Annotated in this window: 13 protein-coding genes; 7 read left to right on the forward strand and 6 right to left on the reverse strand. The window is 52.3% G+C overall.

Annotated elements, in window-relative coordinates; translation table 11 throughout:
• Positions 1-10: 10 nt before the first annotated feature.
• From IPM52_01585 to uvrA, 4 genes are all read right to left on the reverse strand, one after another.
• Positions 11-1276 (reverse strand): arginine deiminase, encoded by a 1266-nt coding sequence (locus IPM52_01585; protein MBK9290317.1) that lies wholly within the window; start codon positions 1274-1276, stop codon positions 11-13.
• A 96-nt stretch (positions 1277-1372) separates the two neighbouring features.
• Entirely contained in the window at positions 1373-1903 is a 531-nt protein-coding gene (locus IPM52_01590; GenBank protein MBK9290318.1) for a prolyl-tRNA synthetase associated domain-containing protein, read from the reverse strand.
• A gap of 65 nt (positions 1904-1968) precedes the next feature.
• On the reverse strand, positions 1969-3081 hold the full coding sequence (locus IPM52_01595; protein ID MBK9290319.1) for a PD40 domain-containing protein: 1113 nt from the start codon (positions 3079-3081) through the stop codon (positions 1969-1971).
• A 149-nt stretch (positions 3082-3230) separates the two neighbouring features.
• Positions 3231-6038, reverse strand: a complete 2808-nt coding sequence (gene uvrA, locus IPM52_01600; protein ID MBK9290320.1) for an excinuclease ABC subunit UvrA — start codon at positions 6036-6038, stop codon at positions 3231-3233.
• Positions 6039-6209: 171 nt separating this feature from the next.
• Here uvrA and IPM52_01605 point away from each other — a divergent pair, with 171 nt between their 5' ends.
• The 6 genes from IPM52_01605 to IPM52_01630 all read left to right on the forward strand — a co-directional run bounded on the left by IPM52_01605 (position 6210) and on the right by IPM52_01630 (position 10374).
• Complete coding sequence (locus IPM52_01605; protein MBK9290321.1) at positions 6210-6797, forward strand: sigma-70 family RNA polymerase sigma factor; 588 nt, start codon at positions 6210-6212, stop codon at positions 6795-6797.
• A 73-nt stretch (positions 6798-6870) separates the two neighbouring features.
• Entirely contained in the window at positions 6871-7083 is a 213-nt protein-coding gene (locus tag IPM52_01610; GenBank protein MBK9290322.1) for a hypothetical protein, read from the forward strand.
• Between the two features lie 11 nt (positions 7084-7094).
• The gene (gene nth, locus IPM52_01615) at positions 7095-7739 is read left to right on the forward strand and encodes an endonuclease III (protein MBK9290323.1); all 645 of its coding nucleotides are present in this window, start codon (positions 7095-7097) and stop codon (positions 7737-7739) included.
• A 34-nt stretch (positions 7740-7773) separates the two neighbouring features.
• Positions 7774-8265 carry a thioredoxin-dependent thiol peroxidase gene (gene bcp, locus IPM52_01620; GenBank protein MBK9290324.1) on the forward strand — a complete coding sequence of 164 codons (492 nt, stop codon included), beginning with the start codon at positions 7774-7776 and terminating at the stop codon, positions 8263-8265.
• Between the two features lie 4 nt (positions 8266-8269).
• The gene (gene recA / locus IPM52_01625; GenBank protein MBK9290325.1) at positions 8270-9301 is read left to right on the forward strand and encodes a recombinase RecA; all 1032 of its coding nucleotides are present in this window, start codon (positions 8270-8272) and stop codon (positions 9299-9301) included.
• Between the two features lie 80 nt (positions 9302-9381).
• A complete protein-coding gene (locus IPM52_01630) occupies positions 9382-10374 on the forward strand; it encodes a tetratricopeptide repeat protein (protein MBK9290326.1) in 993 nt (330 codons plus the stop codon).
• 6 nt (positions 10375-10380) lie between these two features.
• Here the strand turns inward: IPM52_01630 and IPM52_01635 are convergent, their stop codons facing one another.
• Positions 10381-11079: a hypothetical protein gene (locus tag IPM52_01635; protein MBK9290327.1), complete on the reverse strand. Its 699-nt coding sequence runs from the start codon at positions 11077-11079 to the stop codon at positions 10381-10383.
• Positions 11076-11663 (reverse strand): peptide deformylase, encoded by a 588-nt coding sequence (def, locus tag IPM52_01640; GenBank protein MBK9290328.1) that lies wholly within the window; start codon positions 11661-11663, stop codon positions 11076-11078. The genes IPM52_01635 and def overlap by 4 nt, the downstream gene beginning before the upstream one ends.
• 120 nt (positions 11664-11783) lie before the next feature.
• Between def and aroC the strand changes: the two genes are divergently transcribed.
• Positions 11784-12863, forward strand: a complete 1080-nt coding sequence (gene aroC, locus IPM52_01645) for a chorismate synthase (protein MBK9290329.1) — start codon at positions 11784-11786, stop codon at positions 12861-12863.
• The last annotated feature ends 13 nt before the right edge of the window (positions 12864-12876 follow it).

The following is a 12876-nucleotide window of genomic DNA, read 5'->3' on the forward strand; positions in this document are numbered from 1 at the left end:
GTTGATTAGGTTACCAATCCAAAGGTTTGCGGCGAATGGGCATGGTCATGCAACGGGCGCCGCCCCCGCCGCGCGAAAGTTCGTCGCCTTCGATGGTGATCACAAAACGCTCGTAGCTATTGGGGTCAACCTTTCCGTTGAGCACATCTTTTGCCCGGATGATCTCGAAACCGTTGCGGTTGAGTTGTTCCATGGTATGCACATTCCGGCCGTAGCCGATTACCTTGCCCGGAGCCAGTGCAAAAAAGTTGGCTCCGCTTTGCCATTGCTCCCGTTCCATGGTGTAGAGGTCGTTTACGCCTCCGCATACCACCGGTTGAAGGTCGAAGCCCAGCTTGCTCAGTGCACTCAGCAGGTTTTCTTCTTCCCTGATATGGGTCACTTTGTTGCCATCCACTTCCACATGTATGGTGATGTGGCGACTCGAACGCAGTACCAGGGGTTCAAATATCATGCATTTGTCTTTATCGAGAAAAGTGAACACCATGTCGAGGTGGATAAACGATTCCGGCTTTTTCGGAAGCTCCTGAAGCAGAAGGTGTTTCACGCCAGGCCGCTGTTTCAGGTGTTCGATCACCGCATCAATGCCCTGGCTGGTGGTGCGGTTGCTGATGCCGCTCAGAAAAACATCTTCGCGGGCCACAAGCACGTCGCCTCCTTCAATGGTAGCTTTCCCGCTTTTGTCGTACACCCTCACCGGATTGACGGTCTGTGTCTCGAACATGGGGTGAAAATCGAAAATGGCTTCCATGATAAGCGACTCGCGCTCACGCACCTTGCTGGCCATCTTGCTGATCATCACCTTGTCGTTGAGCGCAAAGGCAGCATCGCGTGTGAAAAAGAAATTCGGCAGCGGATGAAGCGAAAAGCGTTCGTTATCCAGAAACTTGGTCAAAGTGTCCTTCTCCATCTCCACACCTTCGATCAGTTGCCGGGCCAGCTCTCCCGGACTGAGCGGCTCCAGGGCAGCACACAGGTTGTCCACGTCTTCGCTTTTGCAGATCTTCGAAATCAGGCTGCTGCGTACCTTGCTGTTTTCGAGTATATCAGCCAGAAGGTCTTTCACCTCAAAAACGGTGGCAAACCTTTTGAGCACCTCGTTAAATTCGGTGTATTCTGGCAGGGCCACACTCAGGTTGAGGATATCGCTGTAGAGTGCACGTTCGGCATTCTCAGGAGTCATATTCTCCACCTCGGCACCGGGGGTGTGGGTAATCACACATTCCAGCTCGCCAATCTCGCTGTTAACAGATGTTTTGATGCGCTCTTTTTTCATGATTCACAATAGTTTCAGGCCAAAAAGAATAGGTCCTTTGCAGCCGGTTGGCAAATTTAGTCCGATTCGCCCGATTATGTTGTGACTAATGAATATTTAGGCTGCGGGCGGAGGGCCTTCGTAAAGTTCCAGGAATTCAAACCCATTGCCGCAATGCTCCAGAAACCGCACGAAGTCGGTGGTGGCGATGCTCAGGCTTGCGGTGTTGTCGTTCGGATGAAAGCTCAGGCGTTCGTACTGAAGCAGGTTTTTGTCGATGAACACATACACATGCCGGGTAGCATCGTTGAGCAGGCCGAATGGGGAAACACTGCCCGGACTGAGTCCGAGATATTTCTGCATGCGTTCGGGCGAGGCAAAGGTGAGCTTGCCCTGCCGCAGGCGGAGTTCCAGATCCCGTATGTTGAGGTTCATCAGGCAGTGGAAAATCACCAGATAATGCCTGTTGCCCTTGTGATTCCGAAAAAAGAGATTTTTGCAGTGCATGGTCTGGCTGAGGTCCCAAAACCGGAGCACATCCTCTATGGTAGGTGTGGGCGGGTGATAATGCACCTCAAAAGGTATCTTCAAAGCCTGCAGGGCATCAAATACCTGCTTGTGTTTTTCTGTGGATGTGTGGTGCGTCATAAGCTGAGCGAATTAAAGCAAAAGCCGGACCAAATGGCCCGGCTTTGTTAATATGCTGAAATTTGTTAGTCCACCCAGTCGGCGATGTACAGGTTGGTGTCGCGAGTGCCGTTGTTGTTGCGGTTGCTCGAAAAGATGAGCTTTTTGCCATCGAACGAAAACATGGGGAACGAATCGAAAGTGTCGTCGAAGGTAACCTGCTTTAAGCCAGTGCCGTCGAGATTGATCATGAAGATGTTGAACTGCCAGCCGCGCTCCGCATGGTGGTTTGAGCTAAACAGAATTTTTTCTCCCGAAGGATGGAAATAGGGAGCCCAGTTGGCCTTGCCCAGATTGGTCACCTGGCGCAGGTTAGAGCCATCGGCATCGCACACAAAGATTTCCATTTCGGTGGGTTTTACCAGCCCTTCGCTCAGCAGTTGCTTGTATTCGGCAATTTCTTCAGGGGTTTTCGGGCGTGAGGCCCTGAACACAATTTTCGAGCCGTCGGGCGAGAAGAATGCGCCTCCGTCGTAGCCCAGTTCGTTGGTAATCTGCTTTACGTTGCTGCCATCAATATCCATCACATAAAGCTCGAGGTCGCCGCTGCGGTCGCTGGTGAAAACGATTTTATCGCCCTTTGGCGACACGGTAGCCTCGGCATCGTAGCCTTTCTGGTTTGTCAACTGCTTAATAATGTTTCCCTTAAGGTCAGCCACAAAGATGTCGTAATCGTCGTAAATGGGCCATACATACTTCCCGTCTTCACGACGCGGTGGCACATGGGGGCAACTTTCGCCTCCCAGGTGGGTCGAAGCAAACAGGATGGTCGTATCGCCGGGCATGAAGTAGGAGCAGGTGGTGCGTCCCATGCCTGTACTGATCATCTGCGGACGTTGCTCCTTCATGTTGGCCTCGTCCAGGCGCACATAAAAAATCTGGTCGCATTCGAGTCCCCAGGCAGGGTTATTCGACTGAAATACAATCATCTGATCGTCGAAACTGAAATAGGCTTCCGCATTGTCGCCACCAAAGGTGAGCTGACGGATATTGGCCAGGTGTGTTTCTCCTTCGTAATGAGTTTCGGTTTTCACGGGTCTGTCGGTCTTACCGTGGCTGTGGCTGTGGTCGTGGCGGTGACCGCAGGATGCGACAACGAAAGCGGGCAACAAGGCCATCGCAATAAAATAACGATTCATAGAGGTAATATTGATTTACAAATAGATTGCTGCAAAAATAACCTGATGTGACAAGTTAAGCGGGTTTTGATCAAATTGGATTTAATAATAAATGTTAACATGAATCCACTGGGAGAAGTGTGAATAGCTGAGAAACATTTACTTACGTTTCAGAGTTTGCCCTTCAGGGCAGCTGCTGTGTGCGAACTGCTGCATTTGACCAGCGCTTCCGGAGTGCCCTCGAAAACGATACTGCCGCCCTCGGTGCCGCCTTCAGGTCCAAGGTCGATCACCCAGTCGGCGCTTTTGATGATTTCGGGATTGTGTTCGATCACCACCAGGCTGTGGCCGTTTTCTACCAAGGCATTGAGTGCTCCGAGCAGCTTGTGGATGTCGTGGAAGTGCAGCCCGGTGGTGGGTTCGTCGAAGATAAACAGGGTGGGTTTTTCTGCTTCTCCTTTGGTGAGAAAGAATGCCAGCTTGATGCGTTGTGCCTCGCCCCCGCTGAGGGTGTTCGACGATTGCCCGAGCTTGAGGTAGCCAAGTCCGACATTCTTTAGCGGCATGAGTTTCTGGTTGATGCGTTTGCAGGCTGCGTGCGATTTTTCATGGGATGCAAAAAAGTCGATGGCTTCGTCGATGGTCATGTCGAGCATGTCGGAAATGTTGGCGCCATGAAACCTGATATCCAGCACTTCATCCTTGAAACGTTTGCCGTGGCACACCTCGCATTGAAGAAAAACATCCGCCATGAACTGCATCTCAATCTTCACTGTGCCCTCGCCTTCACAGGCATCGCAGCGCCCGCCCGGCACGTTGAACGAAAAGAACCCCGGTTTGTAGTTGCGCATCCTGGCAGTTTTGGTTTCGGCCAGCAGCTGACGGATCTCATCAAAAGCCTTGACATAAGTAGCTGGATTTGAACGCGATGAGCGTCCAATGGGGTTTTGGTCGATCATTTCAACTGCTTCAATGCGGTCGAGTTCGCCCCTCAGCTCTCCAAAAGAGCCTGTGCGCTCGGCCTGCCCGCCGGTCAGCTTGCGCAGGGCAGGGTAGAGGATGCCCCTGACCAGGGAGGATTTTCCCGAACCGCTCACACCTGTAACCACCGTCATCACATTCAGCGGAAACTTCACATCGATGTTTTTCAGATTGTTTTCGCTTGCACCCACCACCTCGATGTAGTTGTTCCACCTGCGTCTTACCGAAGGCAGGCTGATTTGGAGTTTTCCGCTTAGATATTTACCTGTCAGGCTATTGTCGTTATTCAGAATCTGGGCATAATTGCCTTCGGCCACCAGTTCGCCACCCAGCCTGCCGGCGAGCGGACCAATGTCGATCACATGGTCGGCAGCTTTGATGATGTCTTCGTCATGCTCCACCACAATTACGGTGTTGCCGATGTCGCGCAGGCGCTTCAACACACCTATCAGCCGGTGGGTGTCGCGCGGGTGCAATCCGATGCTGGGTTCGTCGAGAATATAGGTCGAACCTACCAGGCTGCTGCCCAGCGAAGTAGCCAGGTTGATGCGCTGCGATTCGCCTCCGCTCAGGCTGTTCGACAGCCGGTTGAGCGTCAGGTAGCCCAGTCCCACGTCGAGCAAAAACCTCAGCCTGCTGATGATTTCCTTGAGCAGCCGGTCGGCTATATTTCTGTCCGTCGGATCAAGTTCGATAGTTTGGAAAAAATCATAAAGCTGGTCCAATGGCATGAGCACAAGCTCAGGCAGACTTTTTCCGGCTACTTTCACATAGTTGGCATCAGCCCTGAGCCTGGTGCCGTTGCAGGTCGGACACACTGTTTTGCCACGGTAGCGCGAGAGCATCACGCGGTATTGTATCTTGTAGCTTTGTTCTTCCAGATGCCTGAAAAAAGCATCCAGGCCTTCGAAATAGCGGTTGCCGGTCCAGAGCAGCTTCTTTTCTTCTGCACTAAGCTTATAATAGGGCCGGTGAACCGGAAAATCGAATTTGTGGGCATTGTTGAGAAGTTGTTGAAGCCACTCGCCCATTTTTTCGCCTTTCCAGCAGGCAATGGCCCCTTCGTACACCGAAAGGGCTTTGTTGGGTACCACCAGGTCTTCGTCAATGCCGATCACTGTGCCGAATCCTTCGCAGGTTTTGCATGCGCCCACAGGGTTGTTGAAGGTGAACATGTGCACCGAGGGTTCCTGAAAAGTCATGCCGTCGGCCTCAAAACGGTCGGAAAATACCGCCTCAGCCCAGCTGTCGGCTTCGCGGTAGCGAATGATGCAAGTCCGGCGCCCTTCGTAAAAAGCTGTCTGTACCGAATCGGCTGCACGTGCGGCGAGGTCGTCCGAGCTGCTGTCGACAGTAAGTCGGTCTATAACAATCTGATAGTCTTCAATCCGGTGTTTTGTGCCTGCTTCCAGCTCATCTTCAATGCGCAGCATCTCGCCCTGCCTCATCACGCGCGAAAAGCCCTGCTGCAGCAGCACCGAAAGCTGCTCGGCTGTGCTGCGGCCATTCACCTGTTGCAGCGGTGCCAGCACAAACAGTTGTGTGCCTTCGGGCAGCGAGCTTATAAACTCTACCACATCTTTTACCTGGTGCCGCTTCACCTGCGTGCCCGAAACGGGCGAAAAAGTCTTGCCAATACGTGCAAACAGCAGCTTGAGGTATTCATAAATCTCTGTGCTGGTGCCAACTGTCGATCGCGGATTGCGCGAATTCACCTTCTGCTCAATGGCAATGGCCGGCGAAAGCCCGTGGATATAGTCCACATCGGGTTTGCTCATACGCCCCAGAAACTGTCGGGCATAGGCGCTCAGGCTTTCCACATATCGCCTTTGACCCTCGGCATACAGGGTGTCGAAGGCAAGCGAAGATTTGCCGGAGCCCGACAGCCCCGTGATTACCGTCAGTTTGTTTTTGGGGATGCTGACACTCAGGTTCCTGAGGTTGTTGACCCTGGCGTTGACAATGGTGATGGAAGTGGCAGCAGTGGGTGGAAGCATAAACGGTCGGAAAAAAATTTGCGCGAAATTACCACAAAAACTTGCATTGGTTCGAATAGTGATTATTTTTGCAACCTGCGAAAGCATTGTATCATCTACAAACCACTAAAAACAGGAGGACCGCTATCGAGATAACTTCTACCCTTTGAACCTTTAAAACAAGGAAGCTCTATGAATGCTATCGAACGTAGCGACAAGGAGCTGGTGGAAAGTTATCTGAGTGGTAATCAAGCCAGTTTCGAGATTTTGCTCAACCGCCACCAGGCACGGGTGTTTTCGTATATCCTGATGCTGGTGCGTGACCGCCAGCTTGCTGATGATATTTTCCAGGATACCTTCATCAAAGTGATCCGCACCCTGCACAGCGGCACCTACAACGAAGAGGGCAAGTTTATCCAGTGGGTGATGCGCATTGCCCACAACCTGATTATCGATCATTTTCGTAAAGCCAAACGCCTTCCAACTGTGGATGGCGGCGGGGAAGAATCTAGGCTGATCGACCGCCTGGGACACAAAGACCCATCAGTGGAAGAAAAGATCATCAACGAGCAGATTCACGAGCACGTGCGCAAGATGATCGACTTTCTGCCAGAGGAACAGCGCGAGGTGCTTTACCTGCGCATGTATGCCGACATGAGTTTCAAAGAGATTGCCGAACTGACCAATGTCAGCATCAATACGGCCCTCGGGCGCATGCGCTATGCCTTGCTCAACCTGCGCAAAATGGCCCGCGAAAAAAACCTTACCCTGAGCTATTGATTTCTTTCGCAGGCTTACAATAAAGCAGTTAATCCTGGCGTTTAACCGCCAAGTTTAACCCCAAAGCCTGCTTATGAAGAAATTCTCTACGCTCCAACCCTACTTTCCCGAAATCACCCGACAGCCCCGGCGCAGGCAGCTTACCAAAATGCGTGTGCCGCGCACCCGGGAAAGACAAGAAGCCGGTCCGTCGCAGCTTGCCTTGCGCAACATCTTAGGCTTTGCTGCTGCCTGCACCTTCCAGCACACCGCCCAACAGGGCAGGGTGGAAGTGATCATCAACTGATTCCGCAAGTTTTGAAGACGAAAGAACGCTACGCGCTTTTCGTTCAGCACTTTTCCGAGCACATGCCGGTGGCCGAAACTGAGCTGGTGTACGATTCGCCATATCAGTTGCTGGTTGCGGTGATCCTTTCGGCACAATGCACCGACAAGCGGGTCAACATGCTTACGCCTGCCTTTTTCAGGCGTTTTCCCGATGCCGCATCGCTGGCCGACGCCACGGAAGCCGAAGTGTTTGAGCTTATCAGAAGTTGTTCCTATCCCAACAACAAAACCCGCAACCTGATTGGCATGGCCCGCACCCTGATGCACGAATTCGGGGGCGTGGTGCCCGCATCGGTCGAGCAACTGATGAAGCTCCCAGGCGTGGGCCGCAAAACAGCCAATGTAATCGCCTCCGTGGTATTCGACCAACCAGCCATGGCTGTGGATACGCATGTTTTTCGTGTGGCCGAGCGGATTGGCCTGACCACCAAAGCCAGAAACCCGCTCGACTCGGAGCGGCAGCTCGTGCGACATCTTCCGGAAGAAGTCATCCCAAAGGCCCACCACTGGCTCATTCTGCATGGCAGGTATGTGTGCAGGGCGCGCAACCCGCTGTGCCACCAATGCCATATCACTCACTTCTGCCGCTGGTTCGAAAAGCAGCAAAAGGCCTAACATTTTGCCCGCTCTGTTGTTACAGTAGCCGTTAATGCTTACTTTTGTTTCACCCAAAAAACTGTCAACAATGTTGAAGAAAGGCGATGTGGCTCCGCATTTTCAGGGCAAAGATCAGCACGGAAACGAAGTGTCTCTTGCACAGTTCAGGGGCAAAAAACTGGTGATCTATTTTTACCCGAAAGACGACACTCCTGGTTGCACCAAAGAGGCATGCAACCTCAGGGACAACTACAACGAACTGTTGTCCAAAGGCTTCGCTGTTGTTGGGGTAAGCCCCGACAATGAGGAGTCGCACAAAAAATTTGCATCCAAATACAATCTTCCTTTTCCGCTTATTGCAGACCCTGAACTTGGGATCATCAAGGCCTACGGAGCCTGGGGGAAAAAGTCCATGTATGGCAAGGAATACGAGGGACTGTTGCGCACTACCTTTGTGGTTGACGAAAACGGTGTGGTGGAGCAGGTGATCCAGAAGGTGAAGACCGATGACCACGCCAACCAGATTTTCAAATTATACCAATAAACATATGACCTCAGACAAAGCCAAGGAAAACCTCGACAAAATCAGGCTCGAAAAACTAAAAGCCCTGGAATCCACCCTGGGCACCATAGAAAAGAACTTCGGCAAAGGCACCATTATGAAGCTGGGCGACCAGGCCGTGGAAAAACTCGATGCCATTCCCACCGGAAGCATCGGGCTGGACGCAGCCCTGGGCGTGGGCGGCCTTCCGAAGGGACGTATCATCGAGATCTATGGGCCGGAAAGCTCCGGTAAAACAACCCTGGCGCTGCACGTAATTGCAGAGTCACAGAAAAGAGGCGGCATTGCGGCATTCATTGATGCCGAGCACGCTTTCGACCGGTTTTATGCGCAAAAACTTGGCATCGACATCGACAACCTGCTGGTTTCGCAGCCCGACTATGGCGAGCAAGCCTTGGAGATTGCCGAAAACCTGATCCGCTCTGGCGCCATTGATGTGATTGTCATCGACTCGGTGGCTGCCCTCACACCCAAAGCCGAAATCGAAGGCGAGATGGGCGATTCGAAAGTGGGTCTGCAGGCCAGGCTGATGTCGCAGGCACTGCGCAAACTGACCGCCACCGTCAACAAAACCGGAGCGGTATGCATCTTTATCAACCAGCTACGCGAAAAGATCGGGGTGATGTTTGGCAACCCGGAAACCACCACAGGTGGCAATGCCCTGAAGTTCTACAGCTCTGTAAGGCTCGACATCCGCAAGCTCAGCCAGATCAAAGATGGCGAAAACATGACCGGTAACCGGGTAAAGGTGAAAGTGGTCAAAAACAAGGTGGCCCCGCCTTTCAAAAAAGCTGAATTCGACATCCTGTTTGGCGAGGGCATCTCCCGGCTTGGCGAAATCATTGACCTTGGTGTGGAATTCAACATCATCAAAAAGAGTGGCAGCTGGTTCAGCTATGGCGAAACCAGGCTCGGACAGGGACGCGACGCCGTGAAAAACACCCTGCGCGACAACCCTGACCTGGCTGAACAGCTTGAAGAACAGATCAAAACTGCACTTGCACAGGCAAATCTATGATCCTTAAGCATCACAAACCAATTCCGCCGTACCCCGGGGTAGGGCGGTTTTTTTTCGCAATCTTCCATAAAGCCAGCTTCGTGCTGCTCGTCATCTTCATGTTGTCGCCAGCCTGTCGCAGGACGACGCCGACTGAAGATAGCAAACCGGCAGGACAGCCTACCGATCCCCTCGAAGCCTTAACCATCCGGATCAAGGCCGACAGCACCAATGCTGCCCTCTACAACGAACGGGCAAAGGTTCATCTGAGCCTTGGTCAGATTGACAAAGCACTTGTTGACCTGAACAAAGCCCTTGAACTTAAACCTGATGAGGCAGCCTATTTCATGACCCTGGCCGAGGTATATCTGAGCATGCAAAAGCCTGAAAATGTGAATGCTGCCCTGCTAAAAGCAGTGGATCTGGCACCAACCGATCCCCTTCCGCTCGTCAAGCTGGCCGAACTTAACCTGATGCTGGAGCAATACAATACTGCCCTGGCCTACACCGACCGCTCGCTCGAACTAAGCAGGTTCAATCCTGAAGCCTATTATGTGCGCGGCTCGGTATTCCTGGCCCGAAGCGATACGGCTTCGGCATTGCGAAACATCCTCCTTGCCCTCGATCAGAAGCAGGATTTCTATGAAGCCCTGATCAAGCTCGGCATCATCTACACCGAGCAACGCAATCCGCTGGCCGAGCAATACCTGCTCAGGGCGCTGAAATTGTTTCCCAATTCACTTCAGGCACGCTATCAGCTGGCGCTCTATCTTCAGGACAATGAGCGTCCGGACGAGGCGCTCAAACACTACGATACCCTGCTCGTGCAAGTTCCCAACCATCCCCTGGTGCTTTACAATAAAGGTTATGTGAACCTGGTTTATCTGAATGATTTTGCCACGGCTATCGACTTCTTCGATCAGGCACTGCTCAACGACCCCAACTATATCGACGCACTTTACAACAAAGGCCGCGCCCTGGAGGAGATGGGACGATATCTGAATGCACGTGATGTGTATAATGAGGTATTGCGCAGGAAGCCAAACTACGAGCTGGCCGTGCAGGGCCTGAACCGCCTCGACCTGAGGAAGTAATCGGTGCTATCTGGTGTATGGAACTACGTATGAATCAAGCAGTTCCCAGTTGTCGATAACCACAGGCTCGCTTTTTGGCCGGTAAAGCTTGTACCGGACAATGCCGTAGTTGCGCGCAATCCAGAAATCGAAGTAAGCCGTGTCGGGTGCGTTCTGATAATCGACCACTTTGGTGTGATACACTTCACTGTATGTTTTACCCTGGATGTCGAGCGAAGGTATCTTTTCAATTGTGGTATAATTCCCTTCGTTTATTCCGAGCAGCAATTCTTCACCAAAAGGCGTATTGGTGATCAGCACCCTGTAATACCTGCCGTTGTTGAAATACACCCTGAGGTTGTCGCTGGCTGACGACTGACCGAAAATCTTGCCCACAGTGAGCTCAAACTTGCTCATCCCGGTAAATTTGGAATGCAGCACCGACTCAATAGCCTGATAATAAAAGCCTTGCGGAGTGGTGGCGTCAGAATGGAAACGTTTGTCTTTGTACGTCCTCAGAACCCTGACCGTATCGAACCGGCCCACGCTGGCATCGGTTGTAGTTTTCACATAAATCCAGTACGATGTGGAGTCGAAAGCGGCATATTCCCTGAACACCGGATCGATTTCAAATACCTGGGCCGGACGCAGATCCTCGGTGCCGCAGGAATGCAATACGGCGATTGCGGGTAAGACAATAAAAATGGTTATTAAAATGCGTTTCATTTTTCGATCGTTATCTTGTCGGTGAAAAGCACGCCGTTCAGGTGGTCAATCTCGTGTTGAAAGATGCGTGCGGTGAAGCCTTCCACATATTCTTCCAGCCATTGGCCGTTCAGTTGCTGATATCTCAGCCGGATGCCCCACGGCCTTTGCACAAGGTCGCGTTTGCCGGGTATGGACAGGCATCCCTCGGCCCGTACATGCAGCGAGTCGGAAAAGGCCAGGATCTCCGGATTCAGATAGACTTCAAAGGGTTTATCCTCTTTATCATGTCGTTGCACAATGATGAGCTGGCGGTTGATGCCAACCTGCGGAGCGGCAATGCCCACCCCCTTGTGGTCGGGATGCTGCACGGTGGAAATCATTCGCTGCGCCAATAATTTCCACAACCTGTGTTCGGGTTTTTCGATGGCTGCAGATGTAGCCCGAAGTATGGCCAACTCTTCCGGATTGGTTACCTGGGTCACATGCATTTTTTGATCCGGTTTGCCCGAGGTGATCAGCCTGCGCTCATAGCGCGAAAGCGGCTGGCTATGGGTCGGAAGCGCAAGGAATCCAACGAGCAGAATAAGGAGAAGGCGATACATGTTTTTGTGCAGCATTTCGACTGCAAAAATAACCCATTTGGGATTTTTAGGACATTCCGGGCATCCGGCGCATCGCTTTAGTCCGATATTTGCATTATTAACGCACCAAATCTTACCCACATGCCTGCCAATACTTTTGGAGAAGTGTTCCGGCTGACGACTTTCGGTGAATCTCACGGACCCGCCATAGGTGGCATCATTGACGGATGTCCGCCAGGAATCGAAATAGATAATGAATACATTAACAATATGATGCGAAGGCGCAGGCCGGGACAGTCGCACCTGGCTACCCCACGCAACGAAAAGGATGTGCCCGAGATCCTGTCCGGCGTTTTTGATGGACGCACCACCGGCACACCCCTGGCTTTTATGATTCGCAACAGCGATCAGCGCTCGCACGATTACGACGAGATGAAACAACTCTATCGTCCTTCGCATGCCGATTACACCTACGAGGCCAAATATGGCATTCGCGACTACCGTGGTGGCGGGCGTTCTTCAGCCCGGGAAACAGCTGCCCGGGTGTTTGCCGGTGCCCTGGCCATGCTTTATCTGAAGCAATACGATATTGAAATAAGGGCCTGGGTGAGCGCCATAGGGAGTATAGAAGCGCCTGATTTTGATAGCGTTCCATCTTTGGAACTGATCGAATCCAATCCGGTTCGATGCCCCGATGCTGCCACTGCCGGGGCTATGGAAAGCTTAATCCTGGAAACCGGCAAAAATGGCGATACCCTCGGTGGAGTCATCACAGGCAGCATCCTTGGTTTGCCTGCAGGACTGGGTGCACCGGTGTTTGATAAATTTCATGCCGACCTGGGTAAAGCCATGCTGAGCATCAATGCCGTCAAAGGCTTTGAATATGGCAGCGGCTTTGCGGGCACGCGTTTGCCCGGCTCGCATCACAACGATGTTTTTGTTGCAAAAGGTGGCAAAGTCAAAACGCTGACCAATCATTCGGGCGGGGTGCAGGGCGGCATCACCAATGGCATGGAAGTGCGTTTTCGCACAGCATTTAAACCTGTGGCAACCATCATGCAATCGCAGCAAACCATTACAAGGGATGGCGAGCAGGCTGCCCTGAGGGCAAAAGGTCGCCACGATGTGTGTGTGCTTCCGCGGGCTGTAGTCATTGTGGAGGCCATGGCCGCCCTGGTGTGCATAGATCATTTGCTCCGAAACAAAATGTACCAACCCTGAAAAACATCATGCC

It is taken from the genome of Bacteroidota bacterium, assembly GCA_016715945.1.
Classification (GTDB): Bacteria; Bacteroidota; Bacteroidia; order Bacteroidales; family F082; genus JALNZU01.